Genomic DNA, 24736 nt, shown 5'->3' with positions numbered 1-24736 from the left:
CACCGGTGTGACGGGGTGACCGCACCGGTCGTGCTCACCCCACCTCGACGGCCAGCCCCTCCAACCCCCTGATCACGAAGTTCGGCTTCCTCTCGGGCTCGGCAGCGAGCCGGAGCGTCGGGGCTCTCTCCAGCAACGCACCCATCGAAGCCGCCAGTTCGATGCGGGCCAGGGGTGCGCCGATGCAGTAGTGGATGCCGGCGCTGAAGGAGATGTGGGGGTTGTCCGTGCGGGTGAGGTCGAGTCGGCCCGGGTCGGCGAAGACCTCCGGGTCGTGGTTGGCGGAGCCGAAGAGCATGGCGATCTCCGCGCCGCGGGGGATCGTCGTGCCGTCGATCTCGATCTCGTCCAGGACCCAGCGTTCGAAGAGCTGGAGCGGGGTGTCGTACCGCATCAGCTCCTCGATCGCGGAGGGGACCAGGGAGTGGTCCGCGCGCAGGGCCGACAGCTGTGCCTCGTTGCGGAACAGCGCGTACCAGCCGTTGACCGTGGCGTTCACCGTGGCCTCGTGGCCGGCGTTGAGCAGCAGGACGCAGGTGGAGATCATCTCCTGCTCGGTGAGCCGGTCGCCCTCGTCGTGGGCCTCGATGAGCCCCGAGATGAGGTCCTCGCCCGGCTCCTTGCGGCGGGCCGCGATCAGGTCGCGCAGGTAGTCGGAGAACTCGACCGACGCCCGGACCGCCTTCGCCGCCGTGTCCTCGGACGGGCTCAGCTCGTACATCCCGCAGATGTCCGCCGACCAGGGGCGCAGCGGGGCCCGGTCGGACTCCGGGATGCCGAGCATCTCGGCGATCACCGCCACGGGGAGGGGTTCGGCGACGTCCTTCAGCAGGTCGCCGCCGCCCGCCGCGACCAGCGCGGACGCCAGTTCGTCGGCCAGGCCCCGCACGTAGGGCTTCAGCCGCTCCACCGTGCGCGGGGTGAACGCCTTCGACACCAGGCGGCGGATCCGGGTGTGGTCCGGCGGCTCCAGGTCGAGCATCCCGTGGTCGTTGAGCGTGTGGAACGGCTCGTGCTCCGGCGGGGGCGCGGTGCGGCCGAACTCCTCGTGCGTGAACCGGTGCTGGTACGTCCGGCCGAGGCGCCGGTCGCGCAGCAGTGCCGAGACGTCCGCGTGGTGCGGGACGAGCCACTGGTTCGTGGGCTCGAACCAGTGCACGCGGCCCTGTGCACGCAGTTCGGCGTAGGCGGGGTACGGGTCGGCGAGGAACGCCGGGTCCCACGGGTCGAACCCGAGGTCGAGAACAGCTGCCATGAACGGACGCTAGCCCGGCGACCCCCACTCTGACCAGGGGCGGCGCCCACCTGTCACCCCGGCGTCACCAGCCGCGCCTCGTAGGCGAACACCGCCGCCTGCGTCCGGTCCCTGAGGCCCAGCTTCACCAGGATCCGGCTGACATGCGTCTTGATCGTCGACTCGGCGACCACCAGCCGCTCCGCGATCTCCGAGTTCGACAGGCCCTGCGCGATGAGGACCAGCACCTCGGTCTCCCGCTCGGTGAGGTCCCCGTAGGCCCCCTGCGCGGAGGGCATCAGGCGCGGGGTGTCGGAGAGCTTGGCGAACTCGGTGATCAGCCGCCTGGTCACCGACGGCGCCAGCAGTGCCTCCCCCGACGCCACCACGCGCACCCCGTCGGCGAGCTGGCGGGCCGAGGCGTCCTTGAGGAGGAAGCCGGAGGCACCCGCGCGCAGCGCCTGGTAGACGTACTCGTCGAGGTCGAAGGTGGTGAGCACCAGCACCTTCGCCGCGCCGTCGGCGGCGACGATCTCGCGGGTCGCCTCGATGCCGTTCAGCTCGGGCATGCGGATGTCCATCAGCACCACGTCCGGGGCGAGCTCGCGGACCTTGGCGACGGCTTCCCGGCCGTTCACCGCCTCGCCGACGACCTCGATGTCCGGCATCGCGTTCAGCAGGACCGAGAAGCCCTCGCGCACCATCATCTGGTCGTCCGCGATCAGGACGCGAATGGTCATGCGTCATCCTCGTCCGGCAGGGCGACCGGCAGGAACACCGCCACCTCGTAACCTCCGTCGTCCGTGCCGCCCGCCGTCATCTCGCCGTTCAGCATCGACACCCGCTCCCGCATGCCCGTGATGCCGTGCCCGGCACCGGGCGAGGGCTTGACCAGGCTCGGATTGGGCGGCGGGCCGTTGACTATGCGCAGCCCCAGGCCGCCGAGAACGTACCCGATCTCCACCCGGGCGGTCGCCCCCGGCGCGTGCCGCAGGGTGTTGCTCAGGGCCTCCTGCACGATGCGGTACGCCGACAGCTCCACGCCCTGCGGCAGCTCCCGCACCGCCCCCGTCACCGCCTTCTCCACGGTCAGCCCGGCCTCCCGCACATTGGCCAGCAGCCCGTCCAGGTCGGCGAGCGTCGGCTGCGGGGCGTCCGGGACCTCGTAGTCCTCGGCGCGGACGACGCCCAGGACGCGGCGCAGTTCGGTCAGTGCCGCCACCGCGTTCTCCCGGATCGTGGCGAACGCCTTCTCCAGCTCCGGCGGCGGGTTCTCCACCCGGTAGGGCGCGGCCTCCGCCTGGATGGCGACCACCGACATGTGGTGGGCGACGACGTCGTGCAGCTCGCGGGCGATCGTGGTGCGCTCCTCCAGCAGGGTGCGGCGGGAGCGCTCGTGCGCGGTGACCGTCTGCTGGGCGGTGACCTCCTGCTCGGCGTGGCGGCGGATGTGCCAGACCGTGACGCAGAGCAGGATCATCGCCGAGAAGACCAGCATGGGTCCGGAGTTGGTGCCGTACATGTTGTTCGGGCCGATGCCGGTGTCCGCGACGAGGGCGTACAGCGCGGTCAGCGCCCACATCCACCCCGCCGTGCGCGGCCGGGTGCGTATCGCCACGACGGTCAGCACCGTCAGATGGCAGGCGAAGCTGCCGGCCTGCCACGGCCATTCGCCCCAGCTGCTGCCGACCATGCCGGTGATCGGGGTGGCGGCCATGGACAGCCAGAAGGCCCCCACCGGGCGGACCATGGTCATCAGGACCGGGAGCACGGCCAGCGGCACCACCAGCAGCGACGGGCCGCCGGTGTCGACGCCGGCGAGCAGCAGGGTGATCAGGGCGGCCAGGATGATCAGGGCGTGCGGCGTCCAGGTCGCGTACTCCCGCAGCCGCACGGGCAGCCGCCGGACGAACCGCCCGGCCGTGCTCCTGCGGGGCAGCGGCCGGTAGGCGAAGGCGTCGTGGAAGAGGTCCTGCCGCAGCCCGCGCAGGGAGTCCACGGCCACCCGGTACTCCGGGCTGCGCGGCTTGGCCCCGTCCCCCGGCGGCGGGGTCTGGATGTGAGTCGTCTCGGTCACGTACAGAACGGTAGGCGCACCCCCGGCTCCCGGTCGTCCCCAGTGAGAGGGGTCACCAGGGGTCCCTCTCAGGTACTACGGGGATGACCAGGGGCGATCAGCTCCGCCCTCAGTACCCCGACGGCCGCACCAGACCCGACTCGTACGCGAACACCGCCGCCTGCGTCCGGTCCCTCAGGCCCAGCTTCACCAGGATCCGCCCCACGTGGGTCTTCACCGTCTGTTCGGCCACGAACAGGTGCCGGGCGATCTCCGCGTTCGACAGGCCCTGCGCGATCAGCGCGAGCACCTCCGTCTCCCGCTCCGTCAGATCGCCGACGCGTTCCTTGAGCGGGGCGCGGGGCTTGCCGTCGAGCCGGGAGAACTCGGCGATCAGCTTGCGGGTGATGACCGGGGCGAGCAGCGCTTCCCCGGCCGCGACCACCCGGACCGCCTCGGCGAGCTGCTCCGACGACGCGTCCTTCAGCAGGAACCCGGAGGCTCCGGAGCGCAACGCGTCGTACACGTACTCGTCGAGGTCGAAGGTGGTGAGCACCAGCACCCTGATGTCCGGGTGCGCGGCGGTGATGCGCTCGGTCGCCTCGATGCCGCCGATCCCGGGCATGCGGATGTCCATGAGGACGACGTCCGGGGCGGTCTCGGCGGCCTTCGCGATACCGCCCTCTCCGTCCTTCGCATCGCCGACGACCTCTATGTCGGGCTGGGTGCCGAGCAGCACGGTGAAGCCCTGCCGGACCATCGCCTGGTCGTCGACGATGAGAACCCGGATGGGTTTGCCGGTGCCGCTCGTCATGAGGTCCCTTTCCTGAGGGCCGTGGGGTGGTCGGTGCCCGGGGTGTCGGCGGGCGGGGTCTCCGGGAGGAAGGCGGTGACCTTGAAGCCGTCCCAGTGCCACGGGTGCGCCGTCATGGTGCCGCCGAGCATCGCGACCCGCTCCCGCATGCCGAGCAGCCCGTGCCCCGCCCCCGTCGACGGCGGCGGCGGCCCGGTCGGGCGGCCGTTGACGATCTCCACCTCCAGGCCGTCCGGCTCGTAGGTGAGACGGACCGTGATCCTCGCGCCGGGCGCGTGCCGCAGGGCGTTGCTCAGCGCCTCCTGCACGATCCGGTACGCCGACAGCTCCACGCCGGGCGGCAGTGGACGCCGCTCGCCGGTGATGTCGGTGACGACCTCGCGGCCGGCGGCCCGGGTGTTCTCCACCAGCGCGTCGAGCCGGTCGAGCGTGGGCTGCGGCGCGTGCGGTGAGGTCGCGTCACCCGCGTCGGCGAACGGCTCCCCCGGCCCGGGGTGCTCCGAGCGCAGCACACCCAGCACGCGGCGCAGTTCGATCAGTGCCTCCAGCGCGTTCTGCCGGATGCCCGCGAGGTTCTCCCTGAGCTCGTCGGGCGGGTTCTCGACGAGGTGCGGGGCGACCTGGGCCTGGATGGAGATGACCGACATGTGGTGGGCCACCACGTCGTGCAGTTCCCGCGCGATGCGGCTGCGCTCCTCCAGCAGGGTGCGCCGGGTGCGTTCCTCGGCGGTGAGCGTGGTCTGCTCGACGAGTTCCGCGCGGGCCTCGCGCCGGCCGCGCAGGGCGGTGCCGAGTATCACGACGACGGTGAACAGGGTGACCGCGAGCACCCCGGTGGGCGAATAGCCGGCCGCGCCCAGCAGCCCTTGGACGACGTAGGTGAGGAGCACGGTCAGCGCGAGCGCCTCGACGGACACCCGGGTGCGCACCCGCAGGGCGAGCAGCAGCAGCACCACCATGTGTCCGATGATCCCCGCCGACGTCCAGGGCCAGGTGAAGTCGGGGGCGCCACCGGCCAGCAACTGGCGGCGCACCTCGAGGGCACCCAGCACCATGGCCGCCGTCGAGAGCCACCACGCCGGGATGGGCCGCCACAGCGCGAGCACCATGGCACCGCCCTGCGCCAGCCCGAGCAGGAAGGCGATCTGCGGACCCACCCCGCCGTTGTCGACGAGCTGCCCCACCGCGCCGAGGGTGACACCGAACGCGGCCAGGCACACCAGCCCGTGCGGCAGCCAGCGCAGCCAGGTGGAGGGCGGCATCGGGTCCGCCCGGGCCGTCCACAGGTCCTGGCGCAGTATCCGCAGCCAGCCCTTGACGCGCGCTCGCAGCGCGCGGCCCACCCCCGTGTCCGTCACCCGGCCCAGCCTAGACATGTCGTGCCTTCGCCGCTGTTCCCCGGTCGGCGGGACGGTGTGCCCGCACCACCCGCGACCTGCGGCCCCGCCCGCCGCCGCCTCCCTCGAAGGAGCGGAAGGCGGCCCAGCAGACCGCGAGGGCCAACGCGAACACGGGCAGCCACAGCAGCCGGGCCCCGACCCAGCCGAGCCCGCCGGGCGGCGTGTGCAGGCCGGGGAGCCGGCCGGCGAGGAGGCCGGTGGCGGTCGTGGCCATCAGGGCCGTCTGGTGCCACAGGAAGATGGTCATCGCGGAGAGGTTGACGCACGCCACCGCCGCCCACGCCACGGGCCCGCGCATCGCGTGCCGCAGCCGCTCGCGCAGCAGCAGGGCGAGACCGCACTGGGCCAGGCCGAACATGACGACGGCCAGCGTCGGCGGATCCAGGTTGGACACGCCGTCGCCCGGAACGCCGACCATCGACGCCGGATAGCCCGCCCACGCGACGAGCGCTGCGGTCGCCACCGCCCCCACACCCAGCAGGACCCATCCCGCGCGACGGCGCTCCAGCTCGCCGCGGGTCCAGGCCGCGCCCAGCGTGTAGGGCACCATCCAGCCGGCCGCCACGTTCACCCAGCCCAGCCAGGAGGGGCCGCCGAGGCCGAAGCGCAGCAGATCCACGTGCAGGACGACGGCCAGCGGCCAGAGCGGGTTGAGCCGGGTGAGCAGCGGGGTCGCCGCCGTCAGTCCGGCGAACACCACGAGGAACCACAGCGGGGACAGGGCCAGTTTCACCAGCGTGCGGACCGTGCCGAACTCGGCGCCCGACAGCAGCAGCGCCAGGGCGGCGACCGTCCACAGGCCGAGGACGGCGGCGACCGGTTTGAACAGCCGGGACAGCCGGGCCGTCAGCCACTGGTGGTACGGCAGGCCACGGGCCCGGGCCGAGGCATGGCTGCGGGTGGCGACATGGCCCCCGACCAGGAAGAACACGGCGAGTGTCTGGAACATCCAGGAGACGGGCGTCAGCCAGGGCATGTGCTGCAGCGGGCTCGCCGTGCGCAGGGCGCGGCCGTCGGAGACCAGGGCTGTGACCAGCCAGTGCCCGAGGACGACGCCGAGGACGGCGGCGGCCCGCAGGGCGTCCACGGCCCGGTCGCGACCGGGCGGGGTGGCGGCGCCGATGCGGTCGGCACCACGGCGCACTCCCTGCCGGACGGCGCGTACGCCGATGTCAGTCATGGGTCACCGCCTTGGTCTCGCCCAGGACGATCCGGGCCAGGTTGGTCAGGGAGGTCGAGCCGGGGCTGAAGTACTCGCTGTGGCCGACGTCGCCGGCCGCGAAGGCCCGGGCACCGAAGGCCGGGGAGACGGGGTCGGTGCCGAAGCCGACGCTGGTGCCGAACAGGTCCGCGCTGAGGTGTGGTACGTGCTCCACCCAGTCGTCGGCGCCCCGGGCCGCCCAGACGCGGGCGCGGGTGTGCAGGGCGGCGGCGGTGTCCGCGCCGGTGCCGGGGCTGCCGACGAGCGCGATGTCGTCGACGGCGAGCCCGGCGGCGGCACGGCCGCAGACGACCGAGCCGTAGGAGTGGCAGAGCAGCGAGATGCGCGTCCCGCCGCCGGTGGTCGCGCGCAGGTCGGCGACCAGCGCGCGCAGGTGCGGTGCCGCCTGCTCGGCCCTGCCGGTCGTCGTGACCGTCGTGCTGACCGTGCCCGGCGTCTCGTAGCCCAGCCAGGCCACGACCGCGGTGCGCGGGCCCGCCGGGGCCTGCCGGGCGAGTTGCCGGTGCAGGGCCGCGGCCGCCGCGTGGAACCGGCCGTAGGTGTCGAGGCCGGTGTCGGAGCCGGGGACCAGGACGGCGACGCGGTCGGCCCGGGCGAGGTCGCCCAGGACCTCTGTCACCCGGCCGGAGCCGCGGCCGTCGAAGCGAAGCAAGTGTCTTGTCGGGGCAGCCAGTTGACGGTCCGTCGCGGCGCGGTCCCGGTCGTGGTGGGCGGCGGCCATGCGGGCCGCCTCGGCGGCGTTGGCCCGGTTGGCCGCGTACGCCTCGTCGAGCGTCGACGCGCTGAGAGGTGCGAGGGAGGCGGGGGCCGGTGCGGGGGTCTCCGGCCGTACGGCCCCGGAGAGAGGGAGCACCAGCGCGCCCGTGATGAGCGCGGCGAGCGCCGCGCGGCGCCATCGGCCGGCGCGGCGTCTGCCGCCGTCATCACGGCGGTACTGCGGTGCGGACCCCATGGTCGTCCCCCTCCAGCGCACCCGGCCATCGGGTCTGCATGGAAGGGAAGTTACGGAGCGGGGGACCTCGTCCGCGTCACACCCGGGAACTCACCTGCGGCGTAGCTCTCAGGTACTACGGGTATGACCGGGGCCCCCTCTTACGGGTACGACCGGGCCGACGCGTGCGGCAACCGTCTGCGGCCATGCGGATCACAGCCTCGAAGAGCGAAGAGCGAGGCTCACCAGGCCAGTTGCGTGATCTCCTCCACCACCACCGCGCACGCGTCCGCCGCCGGGTCGATGAGCGGGAAGTGCCCCACGTCCTCCAGCAGCGTCACCCCCACCATCTCCCCGGCCTTCGCCGCCGCCTCCGCGTACGACTCGGCGACCGCCTGCGGCACGTCGAGGTCCGTGCGGCCCTGGACGACGGTCGTGGCAATGCCGGTGGGCAGCAGCAGCGCCGGGTCCGCATACGGCTGTCGCTCCGCGAAGTGGTCTTCCCCGCCCAGGAGTTGGCGCGCGGCACCGCCGCACACGTCCAGCTTGTCGGCGATCGCGAGATCCGCGATCGGGGCGAGGGCGACGACGCCGCGCAGTGTCACCGGGCTGCCGCCGCGCCAGGGCGAGTCGGCCGGCAGGACGTGCCGGGCGGCACCCCACAGCGCGAGATGCCCGCCCGCCGAGTGCCCGGTGAGGACCGTACGGCGCGGGTCGGCCTGCGGCAGCAACTCCCGTACCAGCGACGGAAGGGCGTCCAGCGCCGCGGCGATGTCGTCGAAGGTGTCGGGCCAGCGGCCCGCGACGGAGTCGTCACCGCCGCCGCGCCGGTACTCGGCACTGGCCACGGCGAACCCGCGGCGGGCGAGGAAGTCCGCGAAGGGGCTGATGTGACGCCGGTCGTAGGGCGCCCGCCAGGCACCACCGTGCAGCACGACGACGACCGGGGCCGGCCCGGGGCCGCCCGCCCGGCGCGGCGCGAAGAAGTCGATCACCTGGTCCGGGTGGTCGCCGTAGGCCGCGGTGGCGTCGGGGTCGACGGGCGCGTGGGAGAAGGCCGACTTCTCCTCGGCAGCGGCCCGTGCTGCTGCGACGTCGTCCGTCATGCTCCAACCTTCCAGCGATGAACCGTACGCGGCGGACCAGTTGAGGGTTCCAGCCGTTGGCCGGGACGGTACCAGGCGCGTGACGTGCGGGGACACGGGGATGTCACGCTCGGTGAAGATCAGACGGGGGCCGCCGTTCGGGCGGCGGCGGGGCCGGGACACCGCGGGGGGCGTCCCGGCCCCGCCGCTCAGGCCAGCGTCTGCGCCAGCACCCGAGCCGCCCGCTCCACGTCGGCGAACCCGACGTACAGCGGTGTGAAGCCGAAGCGCAGCACGTCCGGCGCCCGGAAGTCACCGACCACTCCCCGCGCGATCAGCCGTTTCATCACGTCGGCGGCGTCGTCGCAGCGCAGGGCGATCTGGCTGCCCCGCTCCCCGTGCGCCACCGGCGTCACACACGCGACCCGCCCCTCGGGCACATACGCCGCCACGCACTCCAGGAAGAAGTCCGTCAGCGCGAGGGACTTGGCCCGCACCGCCTCGACCGACACCCCGTCCCAGACCTCAAGGGCCGCCTCCAGGGCGAGCATCGAGAGGATGTCGGGGGTGCCGACCCGGCCGCGCAGAGCGCCGGAGGCCGGTTCGTAGCCGGTGCGCATACCGAACGGCTCGGCGTGCGAGTTCCAGCCGGGCAGCGGCGAGTCGAAGCGGTCCTGCACTTCCCGCCGCACATACAGGTACGCCGGTGAACCGGGCCCGCCGTTCAGGTACTTGTAGGTGCAGCCGACCGCGAGGTCCACGCCGTGCTCGTCCAGCCCGACCGGCAGCGCACCCGCGCTGTGGCACAGGTCCCAGACGGCGACCGCGCCCGCCTCGTGCACGGCGGCCGTCAGTCCGGGCAGGTCGTGCAGCCGGCCGGTGCGGTAGTCGACGTGGTTGAGCAGGACGGCGGCGGTGCGGTCGCCCAGCGCGCCCGGCACGTCCGCCGGTGCCACGGGCCGCAGGGTGCAGCCGGTCATGCGTGCGGCGGACTCGGCGATGTACCCGTCGGTGGGGAAGGTCGTCGCGTCGACGAGGAGCTCGTCACGGCCCTCCCCGGCCATCCGTACGGCACCCACGAGTGCCTTGAACACGTTGACGCTCGTGGAGTCGCCCACGACGATCTGCCCGGGTGCGGCCCCGACCAGCGGGGCGATCCGGTCACCGATCCGCTCGGGCGCCGTCCACCAGCCGCTCTCCTCCCAGGACCGGATGCGCAGCTCGCCCCACTGGCGGCGCACGACGTCCTCGATCCGCCCGGGGACCGCGGCCGGCAGGGCGCCGAGCGAGTTGCCGTCGAGGTAGACCGCCTCTTCGAGGTCGTCAAGAACGAACTCGGCACGCTTGCCGCCCAGTTCGTCGACGGCGTCCAGCTTCCGCGCGCGCTCCGCCGGCTCAGACATAGGACCGCGCCGTCCACAGCTCGGGGAACACGTTCTTCTGCGCGCGCTTCTCCAGCCAGGCCACCCCGGCGGAGCCGCCCGTGCCGGTCTTGGCGCCCATCGCGCGGCGGGTGGCGACCAGGTGGTCGTTGCGCCAGCGCCACACCAGCTCGGCGACATCGCTCAGTGCCTCGCCCAGCCGGGCGACCTCGTCGCTCTCGTCGCCCGAGTAGACGGCCGTCCAGGCCGCCTCCACCTGAGGCGACGGCTCGTAGCGCCGCGCGACGTCGCGCCGCAGCACGGCCTGAGGGATGTCGTGGCCGCGCCGCGCGAGCAGCCGCACGACCTCGTCGTACAGGCTCGGCTCGTGCAGCGCCTTCTCCAGCTCGGCGTGCACGCGCGGCGCGCCCCGGTGCGGGACGAGCATCGACGCGGACTTGTCGCCGAGCAGGAACTCCATGCGCCGGTACATCGCCGACTGGAAGCCGGAGCCCTCGCCGAGGGCGCTGCGGTACGAGTTGAACTGGGCCGGCGTGAGCTGGGCGAGCGGCTTCCAGGAGTGGTTGAGCGCCTCCAGCTCGCGGACGGACCTCTTGAGCGCGGCGATGGCGGTGGGGATGTCGTCACCCCTGAGCGCGCCTGCCGCCGTCTCCCACTCGTGGACGATGACGGTGAACCACAGCTCCATCACCTGGGTCGTCACCAGGAAGACCATCTCTCCGGGGTCGTCGGAGAGGGTGTGCTGGAGGTGGGTGAGCACGTCCGCTTTGACGTAGTCCTCGTACGGCGTCGTGCCGTGGAAGTCGAGATGCGGGGTCTCGGGCTCGTGAGCCTCGTGGGACATCGCTGTCTCCTGCGTATAACTCCGGGTAGCGGTCCGCCCCTGCCGAATCCGACACGGGGGCCCCGGTCCCCAGGGGCATCTTCCGCAATCGTCCCCCGAAACCGCAAGGCCCGCCTTTCGCGGACGGGCCTCGCGTGCACGGACCGTGCTCAGCCCAGGACCTGCGCCGCCGTCGGCGAGGAGTCCTTCAGGAACTGGGAGCAGCGCTCGTACTCCTCCTGCTCGCCGATCGCCTGCGCGGCGCGGGCGAGGGCGTGCAGGGCTCGCAGGAAGCCGCGGTTCGGCTCGTGCTCCCACGGCACGGGGCCGTGGCCCTTCCAGCCGCTGCGGCGCAGCGCGTCCAGACCGCGGTGGTAGCCCGTGCGGGCGTACGCGTAGGACTCCACGGCCGCGCCCCGCTCGAACGCCTCGTCGGCGAGCTGCGCCCAGGCGAGCGAGGAGGTGGGGTGAGCACCGGCGACGTCGACGGGCGCGGCGCCCGACGCGAGCATGTCCCGCGGTCCGGGGTCGTCGGGGAGGTGGGTCGGGGGCGGGCCCCCGAGAAGGTTTTCGTGAATGGACATGTACCAAGTCTGCGCCATCCCGCTCGGCTGCGGGCACCGGTCCCACTCAGCTGCGGGCACCGGTCCCACTCGGCTGCGGACACCGGTCCCGCTCGGCTGCGGGCGACCGTGCCTCTCCCCGTGTTCAAGGGCCCGGGACGTGCCCCCAGCACCAGCACACCGCCCTACCCCACCCGCTTCCGCACCGGCTCCCCCTCCAGCGGCGGCGCCATCACACCGCCGTGCCGCAGGCACTCCGGCCGCTTGCAGTCCGGCGGCGGCCTGCGCACCACCGCGGCCGCGATCACCGCCCCCACCACCAGCGCCCCCGCACACCACCCCATCGCCTTCCCGAACGCCGCGTCGAAGGCGGCCGGCTCCCGGTACGCCTCCTCCCCCATCCCCGTCAGCAGCGGCAGCGCCGCCACCGCCATCAGCCCCGCCGCCCGGGCCGCCGCGTTGTTGATGCCGCTGGCCAGCCCGGCCCGCGCCACGCTCACCGAGCCGAGCACCGTCGCGGTCAGCGGCGCCACCAGCGTGACCAGGCCCAGCCCGAGCACCACCAGCGCCGGCAGCACATCGGCCGGGTAGGACGCCCCCGGCCCGACCCGCAGCATCAGCAGCATCCCGGCCGCGCACAGCAGCGGCCCCACCGTCAGCGGGATCCGCGGCCCGATCCGGGCGGCCAGCTCCCCGGACCGCGCCGACAGCAGCAGCATCAGCACGGTCGTGGGCAGCAGCGCCGTACCGGCGGCGAGGGCCGAGTAGCCCACGACCACCTGGAGCTGGAGCGCGGCGAGGAAGAAGAACCCGCCGAGGGCCGCGTACACGCACAGCGTGATGATGTTGACGGCCGTGAACTGCCGGGACGCGAAGATGTCCGTCGGCATCATCGGATCGGGCCGGCGCCGCTCGACGATCACGAACGCGACGGCCGCGGCCAGCCCGGCCACCGCCGAGACCACCACCGCACCGCCCCCACCGGCCTCGATGAGCGCGTACGTCACCAGCGCGAGGGCCAGCGCCCCCAGCACGGCCCCGAGCACGTCGAACCGCCCGTGCGCCCGCGGTCCCCCGCTCCCGGCTTCGCTCGCGCGGGCGGTGTCCCCGCCCGACTCGGGCACGTGCCGCAGGGCGACCGGCACGCACACCAGCGCCAGCGGCACGTTCAGCAGGAACACCCACCGCCAGCCCGGCCCGTCCACCAGCCAGCCGCCGACGAACGGCCCGATCGCCGCCCCGACCCCGCCGAAGCCGGACCACAGGCCCACCGCCCGCCCCCGGTCGTCGGGATGGAAGGAGGCCTGGATCAGCGCCAGCGACCCGGGGGTCAGCAGCGCACCGCCCACCCCCTGCAGGGCCCGCGCGGCGATCAGCACGCCCGAGTTCGGCGCGATCCCGCACAACAGCGACGCCACCGCGAACCACACCACGCCGATGACGAACACCCTCCGGCGTCCGAACCGGTCCCCCAGCGCCCCGCCCAGCAGGATCAGCCCGGCGAGCGTGACCATGTACGCGTTGACCGTCCACTGCAGGGCGGACAGGTTCGCGTCGAGGTCGCGGCCGATGCGCGGCAGGGCGACATTGACGACGGTCGAGTCCAGCATGGCCATGCTGGAGCCGAGGACGGTGGTGAGCAGGACCCATTTGCCCTGCGGGGAGGCCAACCGGACATCGGGCATGCAGGGAGCATACGGAAGAGCCCGGCACCTCAGGAGGTGCCGGGCTCCACGCGAGCGGACCGGATGCGAACCGGCGCGAACCGGACTTACTTGATCTTCGTGCCGGTGGAGCGCAGGTTGCCGCAGGCCTCGACGACGCGCTGGGACATGGAGGCCTCGGCCAGCTTGCCCCAGGTGCGCGGGTCGTAGGTCTTCTTGTTGCCGACCTCGCCGTCGACCTTCAGGACACCGTCGTAGTTGCGGAACATGTGGTCCGCGACCGGGCGCGTGAACGCGTACTGGGTGTCCGTGTCGATGTTCATCTTCACGACGCCGTTCTCCAGCGCGGTGCGGATCTCCTCCTCCGTGGAGCCGGAGCCGCCGTGGAAGACGAAGTCGAACGGGGAGCCCTTGCCGTACTTGGCGGCGACGCCCTCGTTCAGCTCCTTCAGCAGCTCGGGGCGCAGGACGACGTTGCCCGGCTTGTACACGCCGTGCACGTTGCCGAAGGACGCGGCGAGCAGGTAGCGGCCCTTCTCACCGAGGCCGAGGGCCTCGGCGGTGCGGAGCGCGTCGTCGACCGTGGTGTAGAGGGAGTCGTTGATCTCGTGGGTGACGCCGTCCTCCTCGCCACCGGTCGGGGTGATCTCCACCTCGAGGATGATCTTCGCGGCGCGGGCCTGCTCCAGCAGCTCCTGCGCGATGGAGAGGTTGTCGGCGAGGGTCTCGGCCGAGCCGTCCCACATGTGCGACTGGAAGAGCGGGTTCAGACCGGCCTCGACGCGCTTCTGGGAGAGCGCCAGCAGCGGACGGACGTACCCGTCGAGCTTGTCCTTGGGGCAGTGGTCGGTGTGCAGCGCGATGTTCACCGGGTACTTCTCGGCGACGATGTGCGCGAACTCAGCCAGGGCGACCGCGCCGGTCACCATGTCCTTGCTGTACTGACCGCCCAGGAACTCGGCGCCACCCGTGGAGATCTGGACGATGCCGTCGCTCTCCGCCTCAGCGAAACCGCGCAGGGCCGCGTGCAGGGTCTGGGTGGAGGTCACGTTGATGGCCGGGTAGGCGAACTTTCCTGCCTTCGCCCGGTCCAGCATCTCGTTGTAGACCTCGGGAGTTGCGATGGGCATGCGTCCGCTCCTTGTATCTGCGGGTTGACGTACTGCTGTGTCTAACGGCCCTGACCTAGACCTTGGGGTGCGACGTCATCGTCGGCCCCATCTTTCCAGACTTGGCCGGAAGGTCCAGGCCACCGTCCACGCCCTGGTCAGTCGAGGCCCAGCTCGTCCTTCGAGAAGGCGAAGAGATACGGCACCCCGGCGCCCTCCTGGATCTTCTCGGCGGCGCCGGTCGCCCGGTCGACGATGGTCGCGACGGCGACGACCTCGGCCCCGGCCTCGCGCACGGCCTCGACGGCGGTGAGCGGGGAGCCGCCGGTGGTGGAGGTGTCCTCGACGACCAGCACCCGGCGGCCCGCGATGTCCGGGCCCTCGACGCGGCGCTGCAGGCCGTGCGCCTTGGCGGCCTTGCGCACGACGAAGGCGTCCAGGCGCTTCCCGCGCGCGGCGGCCGCGTGCAGCATGGCGGCGGCGACCGGGTCGGCGCCCATGGTGAGCCCGCCGACCGCGTCGAACTCCAGCTCGGCGGTCAGGTCCAGCAGCACCTGGCCGACCAGCGGGGCGGCCTCGCCGTCGAGCGTGATGCGCCGCAGGTCGACGTAGTAGTCGGCTTCCAGACCCGACGACAGGGTCACCTTGCCGTGCACCACGGCCTTGTCCTTGATCTGCTGCAGCAGCGCGCCACGAGTGTCCGTCATGGCGCCCAGCTTAGAGGCGGCGCCAGCTCCAGGTCGTCCCGGCCTCCAGCGGCTCCAGGGGCGTGACCAGGCGCGGCATGGTGTTGAGCCCGTCGGGCGGGCCGGTCTGCGGCTCCACGCACACCGCCGCCTCCTGCTCGTCGTAGACGACGACCCACTCCTGGCGGCTGGTCACCTTCAGCTCCAGCTGACCGGGCCAGGTCAGGGTCGCCTCGACGCCGCCGGGCATGCCGAAGCAGTCGTCCCAGGGGCCGGGCTTCGGGTCGAGGCGGTTGCCGGTGGGCAGGTGGTCCTCGCCGCGCTCCTCCTGCCAGGCGGGGTCGAAGTCGAGGGTCACGTCCTCGCCGCCGAGGTTCCGGTTGAACCAGGGGTGCCAGCCGATCTGCGCCGGGAAGGACGACTCGTACGTCTCGACGGACATGGTCAGGGTCAGCGCGTCCTCGGTGAGGGCGACGATCTGGGTGACGAGGCCCGGGTGGGGCCAGGGGTCGACGAGCTCGTACGTGAGGACGGCCTCGTCCGTGCTCCTGCGGGCGACGCGCCAGGCGCCTTCGCGGACGGTGCCGTGGATGGCGTGGGGCGGGGCGTTGAGGGGCATCTGCCGCACCGCGGCGCCGTCCAGGAACCGTCCGTCCCGGATCCGGCCGCACCACGGCACCATCGGGAAGCACCCGAACCGCTCGCCCTGGCGGAGCAGTTCGACCCCGCCGATCCGCAGTCCTCCGACCCGGCCGCCGTTGCCCGGCTGCACGGTCACCTCCGCGTCACCCGCGGTCAGCGTGATGTCTTCGTCACTCACGGGACGACCCTACTGCCGTGATCAAGAGGGCCTCACCGGTTGCGGGGCGCTTCGGCCATGTCCCCTCGGGCCGCGGGCGCGTCCGGCCGCCGACCGGCTCAGCGGCGTCTGCGCAGAGCCCGGGCCGCCACGACCGCCGACGCCAGCGCCAACGCCGCCGCGGGGGCCGCCCAGCGCAACGGGCCCGGGGGCGTCACGGTCTGCGGTGCGGGTACGGGACGCGCCCGGCACGCGGGTGTGCTCAGCGGCGTCTGCGCAGAGCCCGGACCGCCACGATCGCCGACGCCAGCGCCAGCGCGGCCGCCCAGCGCAGCGGGCCCCGGGGGGGGACAACACGGTCTGCGGCGCGGGGCCGCGACGCGCCCGGCACGCGAGTGGGGCTCAGCGGCGCCTGCGCAAGGCCCGGACCGCCACGACCGCCGACGCCAGCGCCAACGCCGCCGCGGGGGCCGCCCAGCGCAACGGGCCCGGGGGCGTCACGGTCTGCGGTGCGGGTACGGGGGCGTACCGGCCGCGCGGCGGCGCGTGGTCGACCTCCTCGGCGCTGCGCCCGATCATGGTCCGCCGCGCGTGCGCCGCCTCGGCGATGTCCTCCTCGTCCTCCTCGTCCGCCGGTCCGGGATCCGCGGGTCCGAGAGAGGAGGGCGGGACGTCGGCGCCGAAGGCGGAGGGACGCTCGGGGGCCGGGGGTTCCTCGGTGAGACCGGGGTCGGCAGGGGTCTTCTCCCCGGCCGCGCCCCCCGCGCCCTCGCCGGGCCCGGCCGGGGGCGGCGGCGCCTCGCCGGCCGCGGCCGGTGCCGCCGCCAGGTGCTCCGCGAAACGGTTCAGCAGCCGGGTGACGGCACCCTCCACCGCGTCCGCCGGGAGGTCCTTGATCCGTCCGTCCGCGGACGCCGTGCCGTCGTACACGACCGTGCAGCCGCCCTCCGCCTCGCGCAGGGCGATCCGCAGGGCGAGCTTGACCGAGCCACTGCCGCGCGACTCCTCCGCCTCGCCCTCGACGGTGTACGCGTCGTCCCGCCGGGACACCCGTACGGCACCCCGGTAGGTGACGGAGTGGCTGCCGACCCGGATCTTCAGCCGCCCGGCGACCGGCTCGGCGCCGGCGTCCTGCTGGAGCCCGGGAACGGCCCGGGCGACCCGCGCGGGGTCGTCCAGTACCTCCCTGAGCCGCTCGGCCGGAACCGGAACGAACACCTCGTGCTCCATGTCGACGGACTCTACCCAGCACAGCCCGAAACGCACCCCCGCCTGAGGGATTCGCCCCCGATCCACCCCCACCAGGCGTATCCTGCGGGCCCACCCGGCACCGGCCCTTCAGTACCGCGGGTGCACCAGCGTCGACGCCGGCAGCCCTGCGATCCGCGTCCTGCGCGCCGCCCGTTCCCCCGCGGCCAGGGACGCCTGTGTGAGGACGCTCGGCCGCGGACCGTCCGGGTCGAGCCGCAGCCGCGGGTCGGTGCGGGCGGCCAGGACGAAACCCCAGTCCCGGGGCGCCCGGGAGCGGTCGGCGGGGGTGCGGTCGGGCCCGGCGGCGACACCGGTGCGGCGGCTGCCCGTGCCGTACGGGGCGGTGCGGAGACCGGCCGCGCGCAGCGTCGCCTCGACCGTCCAGTACACCCGGGGACCGTCCGCGACCGGTCCGGCGTGCACCACGAGCCGGCCGCCGGGGGCCAGCACGCGCCGCGTGAGGCCGTAGAACTCCTGCGAATACAGCTTCGTGCTCGCCGTGAGGCCCGGGTCCGGCAGGTCCGAGACGACCACGTCGTACGTCGCCGGGGTCGCTGCGCGCAGCCAGCCGAAGGCGTCCTCGGTCGTCACCCGCACGCGCGGGTCGCCGAACGCGTGCTGGTTCAGCGCGGACAGGGCCGGGTCGGTGCGGGCCAGCCGGACCACCTCCGCGTCGAGTTCGACGACGTCGACCCGGTCCACTCCGGGGTGGCGCAGCACCTCGCGGGCGGCGAGGCCGTCCCCGCCGCCGAGGATCAGCACACGCGCGTGCGGCCCACTCATCGCGGGGTGGACGAGGGCCTCGTGGTAGCGCGGCTCGTCGCGTCCGCTGACCCGCAGCCGACCGTCGAGGAACAGGTCGAGGGGCCGCCCGTGCGTACCGCCGGTGAGCACGACTTCCTGCATCCCGGTCTGGAGCGCCACGCGGACGTCCCCGCCGTACACCGCCTGCCGTGCGGCCCGTTCGAAGTCGTCGACGTGGAGGGCGGCCGTGGCGAGGATCGCGAGGACGAGGGCGTTGCCGGCCAGCAGCAGCCACCGGGCACGCCGGGTCAGGTCGCGGCGGAAGAGGCCGAGTACCAGCGCACCGCCGACGACCGCGTTGACGGCGCCGGTGAGCAGCGCGCCGGTCAACTGCCCGAGGAACGGCAGCAGGAGGAAGGGGAAGGCGAGGCCGCCGACGAGCGCGCCGACGTAGTCGGCGGCGGACAGGTCGGCCACCGCGCCGCCGGCGTCCTGGCGCCGGATGCGCTGGATCAGTTCCATGAGCAGCGGGACCTCGGCTCCGATGAGCAGTCCGGTGGCGAGGGAGAAGGCGACCAGCAGGCAGCGCGGCCCGTCGGCCCACCACCCGCCCCAGTCGCCGGTCCAGGCGAACACGGCGTACAGGGCCATCGCGCTGCACCCGCCGACAAGCGCGAGGGTGGCCTCGACGGCACCGAAGCCGGCCGCGGCCAGCGGGCGCAGCCGCTTCGCGGCGAGGGAGCCGATACCCATCGCGAAGACCATGACGGACAGCACGACGGACGCCTGTGTGACGGAGTCGCCCATCAAGTACGAGGCGAACGCGACGAGTTCCAGTTCGTACACGAGTCCGCAGGCCGCGCAGACGAACACGCCCGCGAGGACCAGGAACCGTCCGGTGGCGGGCCGGACGGGCAGTCGCGCCGGGGCGCCGGGGCCGCCCGGGGCGCTCCAGGGCGGCGGGCAACCGGGCGGGGCGGGCGCGTGCGGCTCGATCACGCTGCGACGTTACGTCACGCCTCGACCGCGCTTCGTCACCCACACGGGTGGTGCTGGTTTGCAAGGGCCGCAGAGCGGTACGAGATTCGGTTCGCCGCATGTGGTTCGACGGGCCGGTCAGCAGTAGGCCGGGTTCAGTTGACGCAGACCGCCGCCGGCACCCGCACACCCACCTTCGTGCGGGTCGCCACCAACTGCCCGTCCTGCGGGTAGGCGTGCCAGGTCCGCCAGTGCACCTGCCCCTCGTGGTGCTGGGCGAGCAGGGCCGTGAAGGCGTACGGGCTGCCGGGGAAGACGCCGACGAGGCCGTGCGGATGGTCGGCGACAAGGGCCAGCAACTCCTCGGCGCGGCCCGCGAAGGAGCCGGGCGAGAGGACCTCGACCCGGGCCGCGAACTCGTACTCCCAGTCGTCCACCCGCTTGGCGACGCCGAGCGGAAGCGGAGTGCTGCTGCCCGCGATGCAGGCCACCGTCTCCGAGCAGATGCCCCGCTCGTCCTCCAGCAGGACCTGATGGGACGCGCCGAGGAGCCGCAACTGCAGTTTGGTGTCCGCCAGTTCGAGGTCGAGCGCGGCCAGTGCGGGAAGCGGCTCGCGCCCCAGGGCCCACGCGAGATCGGCCGCGCGCGTGTCGGTGTAGGAGGTGTTCAGGGTCGTGAGCATGGATCGGCTCCGCAAGCGCACATGGAGGGGGAGAAGGGTCCGCTGCGCCCCGGTCGCACCGGGGGATGTCGGCCCGAAGCAACCCGGTCGGCCGGTTTCAGGAAGGTGTCCGCAGGACGTCCGGGGGAGGGCTGCGTCGGTGGCTTAGAGGGAATCATGAACGGTGGCGCCGCCACAGCGTTTTTACCCAAGTTCGGAGGGTTTCCATCCCTCAGAGGGCTCCACAGCTCAACTGTTCAACTACGGCGTGCGCTGGTGCCGGGGAGGCGTGCGCCGGTGCGCCGTGGCTCACGCCCGGAGTCGGGAGGGCCGGGAGCCCGGGATGTGGGCCGGCTGTCGAAATTGCCCTTTGACAAGCGCAGTTGCCGGGGGCACGCCCGAACCCGGGGCGGCACGGCGCGATGTGCCCTACAGACAGGAAACGTTGCCAGGATCCACCTGAAGTCGCCCGACGGACATTCGACGGGTCGTCCGTCCGAGAACTCCGCACACGACGATGCGGGGCCCGCCCCAGGTGCGGACCCCGCGTTCGGTGGATGCGGCTTCCCCGTCGTGAGGACGGCCGACGTCAGTCAGCTGCCTCCGCCGCCGCAGCCACCGCCACCGCCTCCGCCTCCGCCTCCGCAGGACGAGCCGCCGCCGCAGGAGTGCCCCCCGTGGTCTCCGCCGCCGGAGGAGCCGGAGTCTCCCCCGCCGGCCCACCAGCTGCCACTGCTGCCGCTCGAACCGCTGGACGCCCACGCCCCGCGACGCGCCGTCCGGCTGGAACCGCCCCCGCGGGCCTTGGAGACCAGCGCCCCGACCAGGACGACTCCGACCACCACCAGGATGATGCCGACGACCATGGCGTCACCCTCCTTTCGTTTCCCCCGAAGCGGCCCCCCGTGGGCGCCTCGCTCTTGCGTGAGGCGGTGATGCCCGCCCCCCGAGCGACCCAAAGCAGAGTTGAGGAACTCCAGAGCTTCGGCGCAGGATGACCGGCATGACCTCCAGTGCGCGCCCCCTCCTGAACCGCCGGCTCGCCGAGTTCGGGACGACGATCTTCGCCGAGATGTCCGCCCTGGCCCTGAGCACCGGCGCCATCAACCTCGGGCAGGGCTTCCCCGACACCGACGGCCCCGAGGAGATCAGGGAGGCCGCCGTGCGGGCCCTGCGGGACGGCCGCGGCAACCAGTACCCGCCGGGCCCCGGCGTCCCCGAGCTGCGCACCGCGATCACCGCCCACCAGCGGCGTTGCTACGGCCTGGCCTACGACCCCGACACGGAGGTCCTGGTGACCGCCGGCGCCACGGAGGCCATCGCCGCCGCCCTGCTGGCCCTGGTGGAGCCCGGCGACGAGGTGATCGCCTTCGAGCCGTACTACGACTCCTACGCGGCGTGCATCGCGATGGCCGGCGGGCGCCGGGTGCCGGTCACCCTGCGGGCGCACGAGGACGAGGGCCGCTTCCGTCTCGACCTCGACGAGCTGCGCGACGCCGTCACCGAGCGCACCCGGCTGCTGCTGATCAACACCCCGCACAACCCGACCGGCACGGTCCTCACCCGCGAGGAGCTGGCCGCGATCGCCGAGCTGGCGGTGGAGCGGGACCTGCTGGTGGTGACGGACGAGGTGTACGAACACCTGGTCTTCGACGACGCCGAGCACGTGCCGCTGGCGACGTTCCCGGGGATGCGCGAGCGCACCGTCACTATTTCAAGTAGCGGAAAAACATTTTCGTTCACCGGTTGGAAGGTCGGCTGGGTGACGGGAGCCCCGGAGCTGGTCACGGCGGTGCGCTCGGCCAAGCAGTACCTGACGTACGTCTCGGCGGGCCCGTTCCAGTACGCGATCGCCGAAGCTCTGCGGCTGCCGGACTCTTACTTCGACAACTTCCGCAGCGACTTCCGCCGCAAGCGCGACCTGCTCGGCGACGGCCTGCGGGCAGCCGGGTTCGAGGTCTACCAGCCCCAGGGCACGTACTTCATCACCACCGACATCACCCCCCTCGGCGAGAAGGACGCCTACGCCTTCTGCCGCGCACTGCCCGAACGCTGCGGCGTCGTCGCCATCCCCAACTCCGTCTTCTACGACGACCCCGAGGCCGGCCGCAGCCAGGTCCGCTTCACCTTCTGCAAGAAGGACGACATTCTCCACGAGGCCGCCGAACGCCTGCAACGCCTGTCGTCCTGAGCTCACACCCCTTCGCCCCGAATGAGACCGAGGCAGACCGTCACCGGCGTGAGCGGGTCGACTCCCAGCGCAGCGGCACCGGATACCGCGTGCTGCGGCCCGACGAGCAACCGCCCGTCGAGTTCGAACGGATCACCCAGGAAGCGCGAGGCCGAACCGATCAGGAAGGCCCGGCCGCATAACCAACGTCTCTACGCAACCCGGAGATTGACACCGATCACGTGGCGGCCCTGCGAGCAGTGCTGCGCGCTCGACCCGAGCAGTTCGTCAGCCGATCAACCTGGGCGCGGTGAACGAGACTCGACCAGCACGTCACCAGGCTGCATGTCGTCCGGCGGATTCTCCCGACCGGACGGATGGGATCGATGCAACAGCGGTCCTGTCATCACGGTGGTGATCAGCGCCATCATGACCATCGCGGTGAACAGTCTGCCGTCCAGCACACCGAGTTCCAACCCGACGTCGAGGATGACCAGTTCAGTGAGACCGCGGGCGTTGAGCAGTACACCGAGTGTGGCGGCTTCACGCCTGGTGGCGCCTGTCAGACGTGCCGCGCCCGCCGCACCGATGAACTTGCCCACGCAGGCAGTCGCCAGTACCGCCAAGAGAACGACGACCCCCTGTCCGCCGAGCCCGCCGAGATCAACCGAGAGCCCGGTCACCACGAAGAACACCGGAAGCAGGAACAGACTCGTCTGCTCGATACGCTCGGGGATCTCCGGGGCTCGCGCGTCGACCACACGGCGGGGAACGACCGCGCCGAAGGCGAACGCTCCGAACACCGCGTGCAACCCGATCGCCTCGGTGGCCCAGGCACTCAGCAGCAGTCCGACGATCAGGACAGCGTGGATCGGCGCGCTGCCCGAATACCACCGCCCCTCGTGTGCGAAGAGACGGGTCAGCGCGGGGCGGACCAGCCACACCAGGCCGGCCAGCAGCAGCACGGACCACACAGCCATCCGGATCAGCGGTCCCGCCCCACTCCCGTTCGCCAAGGCCACCACCAAGGCGAGGACGCTCCAGGCGAGAAAGTCCTGGACGGCTGCGCAGGCGACGGCCATGTGCCCGATTCGTTCCTTCTGCAGCCCTCGCTCCGTGATGATTCGGGCCAGTACGGGGAACGCGGTGATGGACATCGCGGCGCCCAGGAAGAGCGCGGGTATCAGCACTCCGTCGGTCTTCATCTGCGAACGGTCGAACCACGGTGCCACGGCCCAGGCCAGTCCCGCGCCCAGAACGAACGGCAGCGCCATCGAAGCGAGGGACACCGCCGTCACCTGGCGTCCGTGCCCACGCAGATGCGAGCCGTCGAACCGGTACCCCACGCCGAACATGAAGAGCACCAGGCCGAGTTGGGAGAGAACCTGCAGATAGGGATGGATCGCTTCAGGCACCAGCTTTCCCGGCAGGTCGCCGGGGAACAAGCCGAGGAGGCTGGGGCCGAGGGCGATGCCGGCCACGATCTCGCCGACGACCACGGGTTGCCGCGCCCGTTGGGCGAGTCGACCGCAGACGTAGCCGACCGCGACGATGAGGGCCAACGCGCCGAGCACAGGGCCCGTCATCTATATGCACCCTACGCAGGTGATCCGTACCTCTCGGTCGGCGTCCATGACCTGCAGCGTGCGAGGATCACCGCATTTCGGGCAGTCGGTGGACGAGCGGATGACGCGCGCCCTCGGTAGGTCTGGTTCAAGCTCCCGGGCGGATGTCTTCGGACTCGCCTCGGTCGGGCTTGGGGCAGGCAGGAGTTCCATCGGTTTTCCCTTTCTCCCGCTGTGCGCGCTCCGCCGTCGCCGGTCGGTCCCTGTCGGGAGCGCGGGAAGGCCACAGAGCCGCGTACGGATCGAAGTTCAGCAGTACATGCCACATGAAATGCCGCAGTCCTCGCCGCTCAGGCACCTGCGCTGTCCGCCATGCAACCCGTGAGAGTCGTCCCGTCCATCGGGTCGATGAGCAGGAAGGAGCCCGTACGCCGCGAGTCCGCGTATGCGTCGATGGCGAGCGGCTCCGCGGTGCGCACGCGGATCCGGCCGATGTCGTTGGCCACAAGCCGCTCGGGACGCGGCTGCTGGGACAGGTCGGCCAGAGCGAGCCGCGACGGGATGTCCTCGATGATCCCTCTGACGGTTCGGGTGGTGTGCCGGACGAGTACCCGCTGCCCCATGGTGAGCGGGGTGTCCGCGAGGTGGCAGACGGTGGCTGTCACCTCGTGTGTGCACGCGGGAGAGCGCGGACCGCTGGTGATCATGTCTCCGCGAGATATGCCGAGTTCGTCGGTGAGGCGGACGGTGCAGGAGGCGCCCGCGTACACCGCGGTGACGTCCCTGCCGAGGACGTCGATCGCCTCGATCGTGCTCGTACGTCCTGAAGGGCGCACGGTGATGCGGTCTCCCACGGAGAGTCTGCCGGCGGCCAACTGGCCCGCGTAGTGCCAGGTTCCGTCGTGCCGGATGACGTACTGGACCGGGAATCTGGGCGACGCGTGTGCCGGGAGGACGTCGGCAGGGACGGTTTCCAGGTGCTCGAGGACGGTGGGGCCGACGTACCAGTCCATATGGGCAGAGGGCGTGACTACGTTGTCCCCCGCAAGGGCGGAGATCGGAATCGTGGTCACCTCTGGGATGCCCAACTTCTCGGCGTAGTCGGTGAACTCAGCGCGGATGCCCGTGAACTCCTGCTCCCGGTAGCCGACCAGATCCATCTTGTTCACGGCAAGCACTACGTGTGGAACCCGCAGCAGGGCTGCTATGGCGGCATGACGGCGAGTCTGTTCGACCACGCCGTTGCGGGCGTCGACGAGGATGATCGTCAGCTCGGCGGTGGAGGCACCGGTGACCATGTTGCGTGTGTACTGCTCATGGCCGGGGGTGTCGGCGAGGACGAAGCGACGCCGAGGTGTGGCGAAGTAGCGGTAGGCGACATCGATGGTGATGCCCTGCTCTCGCTCGGCACGCAGACCGTCGGTCAGGAGTGCGAGGTCAGGGGCGCCCTGCCCACGGACGGCGGAGGCTCGTTCAACGGCTTCGAGCTGGTCGGCGAGGACTGACTTGGAGTCGTGCAGGAGGCGCCCGACCATGGTGGACTTGCCGTCGTCGACGGAGCCTGCCGTGGCAAAGCGCAGTGTGTCGATCACAGGCAT

Annotated in this window: 22 protein-coding genes; 1 reads left to right on the top strand and 21 read right to left on the bottom strand. The window is 72.4% G+C overall.

Translation table 11 applies throughout. The annotated features are described in order from the left end of the window. Positions 1-34: 34 nt before the first annotated feature. From G3I77_RS35815 to G3I77_RS35725, 19 genes are all read right to left on the bottom strand, one after another. Positions 35-1255 carry a cytochrome P450 gene (locus G3I77_RS35815; RefSeq protein ID WP_248510641.1) on the bottom strand — a complete coding sequence of 407 codons (1221 nt, stop codon included), beginning with the start codon at positions 1253-1255 and terminating at the stop codon, positions 35-37. Between the two features lie 53 nt (positions 1256-1308). Next, entirely contained in the window at positions 1309-1974 is a 666-nt protein-coding gene (locus tag G3I77_RS35810) for a response regulator transcription factor (protein ID WP_248510639.1), read from the bottom strand. Next, positions 1971-3311, bottom strand: coding sequence for a histidine kinase (locus G3I77_RS35805; RefSeq protein WP_248510638.1), 1341 nt, complete (start codon positions 3309-3311; stop codon positions 1971-1973). The genes G3I77_RS35810 and G3I77_RS35805 overlap by 4 nt, the downstream gene beginning before the upstream one ends. Positions 3312-3420: 109 nt before the next feature. After that, positions 3421-4104 (bottom strand): response regulator transcription factor, encoded by a 684-nt coding sequence (locus G3I77_RS35800; RefSeq protein ID WP_248510636.1) that lies wholly within the window; start codon positions 4102-4104, stop codon positions 3421-3423. After that, a complete protein-coding gene (locus G3I77_RS35795) occupies positions 4101-5480 on the bottom strand; it encodes a sensor histidine kinase (protein WP_248510634.1) in 1380 nt (459 codons plus the stop codon). Before G3I77_RS35795 ends, G3I77_RS35800 begins: the two co-directional genes overlap by 4 nt. After that, positions 5473-6684, bottom strand: a complete 1212-nt coding sequence (locus G3I77_RS35790; protein WP_248510632.1) for an acyltransferase — start codon at positions 6682-6684, stop codon at positions 5473-5475. The genes G3I77_RS35795 and G3I77_RS35790 overlap by 8 nt, the downstream gene beginning before the upstream one ends. Beyond that, complete coding sequence (locus G3I77_RS35785; protein ID WP_248510630.1) at positions 6677-7678, bottom strand: alpha/beta hydrolase; 1002 nt, start codon at positions 7676-7678, stop codon at positions 6677-6679. The genes G3I77_RS35790 and G3I77_RS35785 overlap by 8 nt, the downstream gene beginning before the upstream one ends. A 221-nt stretch (positions 7679-7899) precedes the next feature. Continuing rightward, positions 7900-8763, bottom strand: coding sequence for an alpha/beta hydrolase (locus G3I77_RS35780; protein ID WP_248510628.1), 864 nt, complete (start codon positions 8761-8763; stop codon positions 7900-7902). Between the two features lie 188 nt (positions 8764-8951). Continuing rightward, a complete protein-coding gene (gene kynU, locus G3I77_RS35775) occupies positions 8952-10145 on the bottom strand; it encodes a kynureninase (RefSeq protein ID WP_248510626.1) in 1194 nt (397 codons plus the stop codon). Then, the gene (locus tag G3I77_RS35770) at positions 10138-10968 is read right to left on the bottom strand and encodes a tryptophan 2,3-dioxygenase family protein (protein WP_248510624.1); all 831 of its coding nucleotides are present in this window, start codon (positions 10966-10968) and stop codon (positions 10138-10140) included. The genes kynU and G3I77_RS35770 overlap by 8 nt, the downstream gene beginning before the upstream one ends. Before the next feature lie 149 nt (positions 10969-11117). Then, complete coding sequence (locus G3I77_RS35765) at positions 11118-11531, bottom strand: DUF3151 domain-containing protein (RefSeq protein ID WP_248510622.1); 414 nt, start codon at positions 11529-11531, stop codon at positions 11118-11120. Positions 11532-11695: 164 nt separating this feature from the next. Continuing rightward, positions 11696-13195, bottom strand: a complete 1500-nt coding sequence (locus G3I77_RS35760; protein ID WP_248510621.1) for an MFS transporter — start codon at positions 13193-13195, stop codon at positions 11696-11698. 86 nt (positions 13196-13281) lie between these two features. Beyond that, on the bottom strand, positions 13282-14304 hold the full coding sequence (gene fbaA, locus G3I77_RS35755) for a class II fructose-bisphosphate aldolase (RefSeq protein WP_248510619.1): 1023 nt from the start codon (positions 14302-14304) through the stop codon (positions 13282-13284). 137 nt (positions 14305-14441) lie between these two features. After that, complete coding sequence (gene pyrE / locus G3I77_RS35750; protein ID WP_086565157.1) at positions 14442-14990, bottom strand: orotate phosphoribosyltransferase; 549 nt, start codon at positions 14988-14990, stop codon at positions 14442-14444. Between the two features lie 10 nt (positions 14991-15000). Next, the gene (locus G3I77_RS35745) at positions 15001-15789 is read right to left on the bottom strand and encodes an aldose 1-epimerase (RefSeq protein ID WP_248510617.1); all 789 of its coding nucleotides are present in this window, start codon (positions 15787-15789) and stop codon (positions 15001-15003) included. 381 nt (positions 15790-16170) lie between these two features. Continuing rightward, the gene (locus G3I77_RS35740) at positions 16171-16998 is read right to left on the bottom strand and encodes an SRPBCC domain-containing protein (protein WP_248510615.1); all 828 of its coding nucleotides are present in this window, start codon (positions 16996-16998) and stop codon (positions 16171-16173) included. A gap of 108 nt (positions 16999-17106) precedes the next feature. Then, complete coding sequence (locus G3I77_RS35735) at positions 17107-18762, bottom strand: polyamine aminopropyltransferase (RefSeq protein ID WP_248510613.1); 1656 nt, start codon at positions 18760-18762, stop codon at positions 17107-17109. A gap of 134 nt (positions 18763-18896) precedes the next feature. Continuing rightward, on the bottom strand, positions 18897-19424 hold the full coding sequence (locus G3I77_RS35730) for a DUF2617 family protein (RefSeq protein ID WP_248510611.1): 528 nt from the start codon (positions 19422-19424) through the stop codon (positions 18897-18899). A gap of 572 nt (positions 19425-19996) precedes the next feature. Further along, positions 19997-20269: a hypothetical protein gene (locus tag G3I77_RS35725; protein WP_248510610.1), complete on the bottom strand. Its 273-nt coding sequence runs from the start codon at positions 20267-20269 to the stop codon at positions 19997-19999. Between the two features lie 128 nt (positions 20270-20397). Here G3I77_RS35725 and G3I77_RS35720 point away from each other — a divergent pair, with 128 nt between their 5' ends. Then, complete coding sequence (locus G3I77_RS35720; RefSeq protein ID WP_248510608.1) at positions 20398-21594, top strand: pyridoxal phosphate-dependent aminotransferase; 1197 nt, start codon at positions 20398-20400, stop codon at positions 21592-21594. Between the two features lie 275 nt (positions 21595-21869). Here the strand turns inward: G3I77_RS35720 and G3I77_RS35715 are convergent, their stop codons facing one another. Together G3I77_RS35715 and G3I77_RS35710 are read right to left on the bottom strand one after the other, a co-directional pair. Beyond that, on the bottom strand, positions 21870-23159 hold the full coding sequence (locus tag G3I77_RS35715) for a cation:proton antiporter (RefSeq protein WP_248510606.1): 1290 nt from the start codon (positions 23157-23159) through the stop codon (positions 21870-21872). Between the two features lie 329 nt (positions 23160-23488). Next, the gene (locus G3I77_RS35710; protein WP_248510597.1) at positions 23489-24736 is read right to left on the bottom strand and encodes a sulfate adenylyltransferase subunit 1; all 1248 of its coding nucleotides are present in this window, start codon (positions 24734-24736) and stop codon (positions 23489-23491) included.

Origin of the sequence: Streptomyces sp. D2-8, assembly GCF_023184515.1 — a bacterium.
In the GTDB taxonomy this organism is placed as follows: domain Bacteria; phylum Actinomycetota; class Actinomycetes; order Streptomycetales; family Streptomycetaceae; genus Streptomyces.
Note: the sequence above shows the minus strand (reverse complement) of the source record. Positions and strands in the feature narration are given on the sequence as shown.

What these genes read in the sequence shown, in the direction of transcription:
- G3I77_RS35710 (WP_248510597.1), bottom strand. Translation starts at nt 24,736, where the DNA reads ATGCCTGTGATCGACACACTGCGCTTTGCCACGGCAGGCTCCGTCGAC.
- G3I77_RS35810 (WP_248510639.1), bottom strand. Translation starts at nt 1,974, where the DNA reads ATGACCATTCGCGTCCTGATCGCGGACGACCAGATGATGGTGCGCGAG.
- G3I77_RS35715 (WP_248510606.1), bottom strand. Translation starts at nt 23,159, where the DNA reads ATGACGGGCCCTGTGCTCGGCGCGTTGGCCCTCATCGTCGCGGTCGGC.
- G3I77_RS35800 (WP_248510636.1), bottom strand. Translation starts at nt 4,104, where the DNA reads ATGACGAGCGGCACCGGCAAACCCATCCGGGTTCTCATCGTCGACGAC.
- G3I77_RS35730 (WP_248510611.1), bottom strand. Translation starts at nt 19,424, where the DNA reads ATGCTCACGACCCTGAACACCTCCTACACCGACACGCGCGCGGCCGAT.
- G3I77_RS35740 (WP_248510615.1), bottom strand. Translation starts at nt 16,998, where the DNA reads ATGGAGCACGAGGTGTTCGTTCCGGTTCCGGCCGAGCGGCTCAGGGAG.
- G3I77_RS35720 (WP_248510608.1), top strand. Translation starts at nt 20,398, where the DNA reads ATGACCGGCATGACCTCCAGTGCGCGCCCCCTCCTGAACCGCCGGCTC.
- G3I77_RS35785 (WP_248510630.1), bottom strand. Translation starts at nt 7,678, where the DNA reads ATGGGGTCCGCACCGCAGTACCGCCGTGATGACGGCGGCAGACGCCGC.
- G3I77_RS35760 (WP_248510621.1), bottom strand. Translation starts at nt 13,195, where the DNA reads ATGCCCGATGTCCGGTTGGCCTCCCCGCAGGGCAAATGGGTCCTGCTC.
- G3I77_RS35790 (WP_248510632.1), bottom strand. Translation starts at nt 6,684, where the DNA reads ATGACTGACATCGGCGTACGCGCCGTCCGGCAGGGAGTGCGCCGTGGT.
- pyrE (WP_086565157.1), bottom strand. Translation starts at nt 14,990, where the DNA reads ATGACGGACACTCGTGGCGCGCTGCTGCAGCAGATCAAGGACAAGGCC.
- G3I77_RS35765 (WP_248510622.1), bottom strand. Translation starts at nt 11,531, where the DNA reads ATGTCCATTCACGAAAACCTTCTCGGGGGCCCGCCCCCGACCCACCTC.
- G3I77_RS35815 (WP_248510641.1), bottom strand. Translation starts at nt 1,255, where the DNA reads ATGGCAGCTGTTCTCGACCTCGGGTTCGACCCGTGGGACCCGGCGTTC.
- fbaA (WP_248510619.1), bottom strand. Translation starts at nt 14,304, where the DNA reads ATGCCCATCGCAACTCCCGAGGTCTACAACGAGATGCTGGACCGGGCG.
- G3I77_RS35795 (WP_248510634.1), bottom strand. Translation starts at nt 5,480, where the DNA reads ATGTCTAGGCTGGGCCGGGTGACGGACACGGGGGTGGGCCGCGCGCTG.
- G3I77_RS35725 (WP_248510610.1), bottom strand. Translation starts at nt 20,269, where the DNA reads ATGGTCGTCGGCATCATCCTGGTGGTGGTCGGAGTCGTCCTGGTCGGG.
- G3I77_RS35770 (WP_248510624.1), bottom strand. Translation starts at nt 10,968, where the DNA reads ATGTCCCACGAGGCTCACGAGCCCGAGACCCCGCATCTCGACTTCCAC.
- G3I77_RS35780 (WP_248510628.1), bottom strand. Translation starts at nt 8,763, where the DNA reads ATGACGGACGACGTCGCAGCAGCACGGGCCGCTGCCGAGGAGAAGTCG.
- kynU (WP_248510626.1), bottom strand. Translation starts at nt 10,145, where the DNA reads ATGTCTGAGCCGGCGGAGCGCGCGCGGAAGCTGGACGCCGTCGACGAA.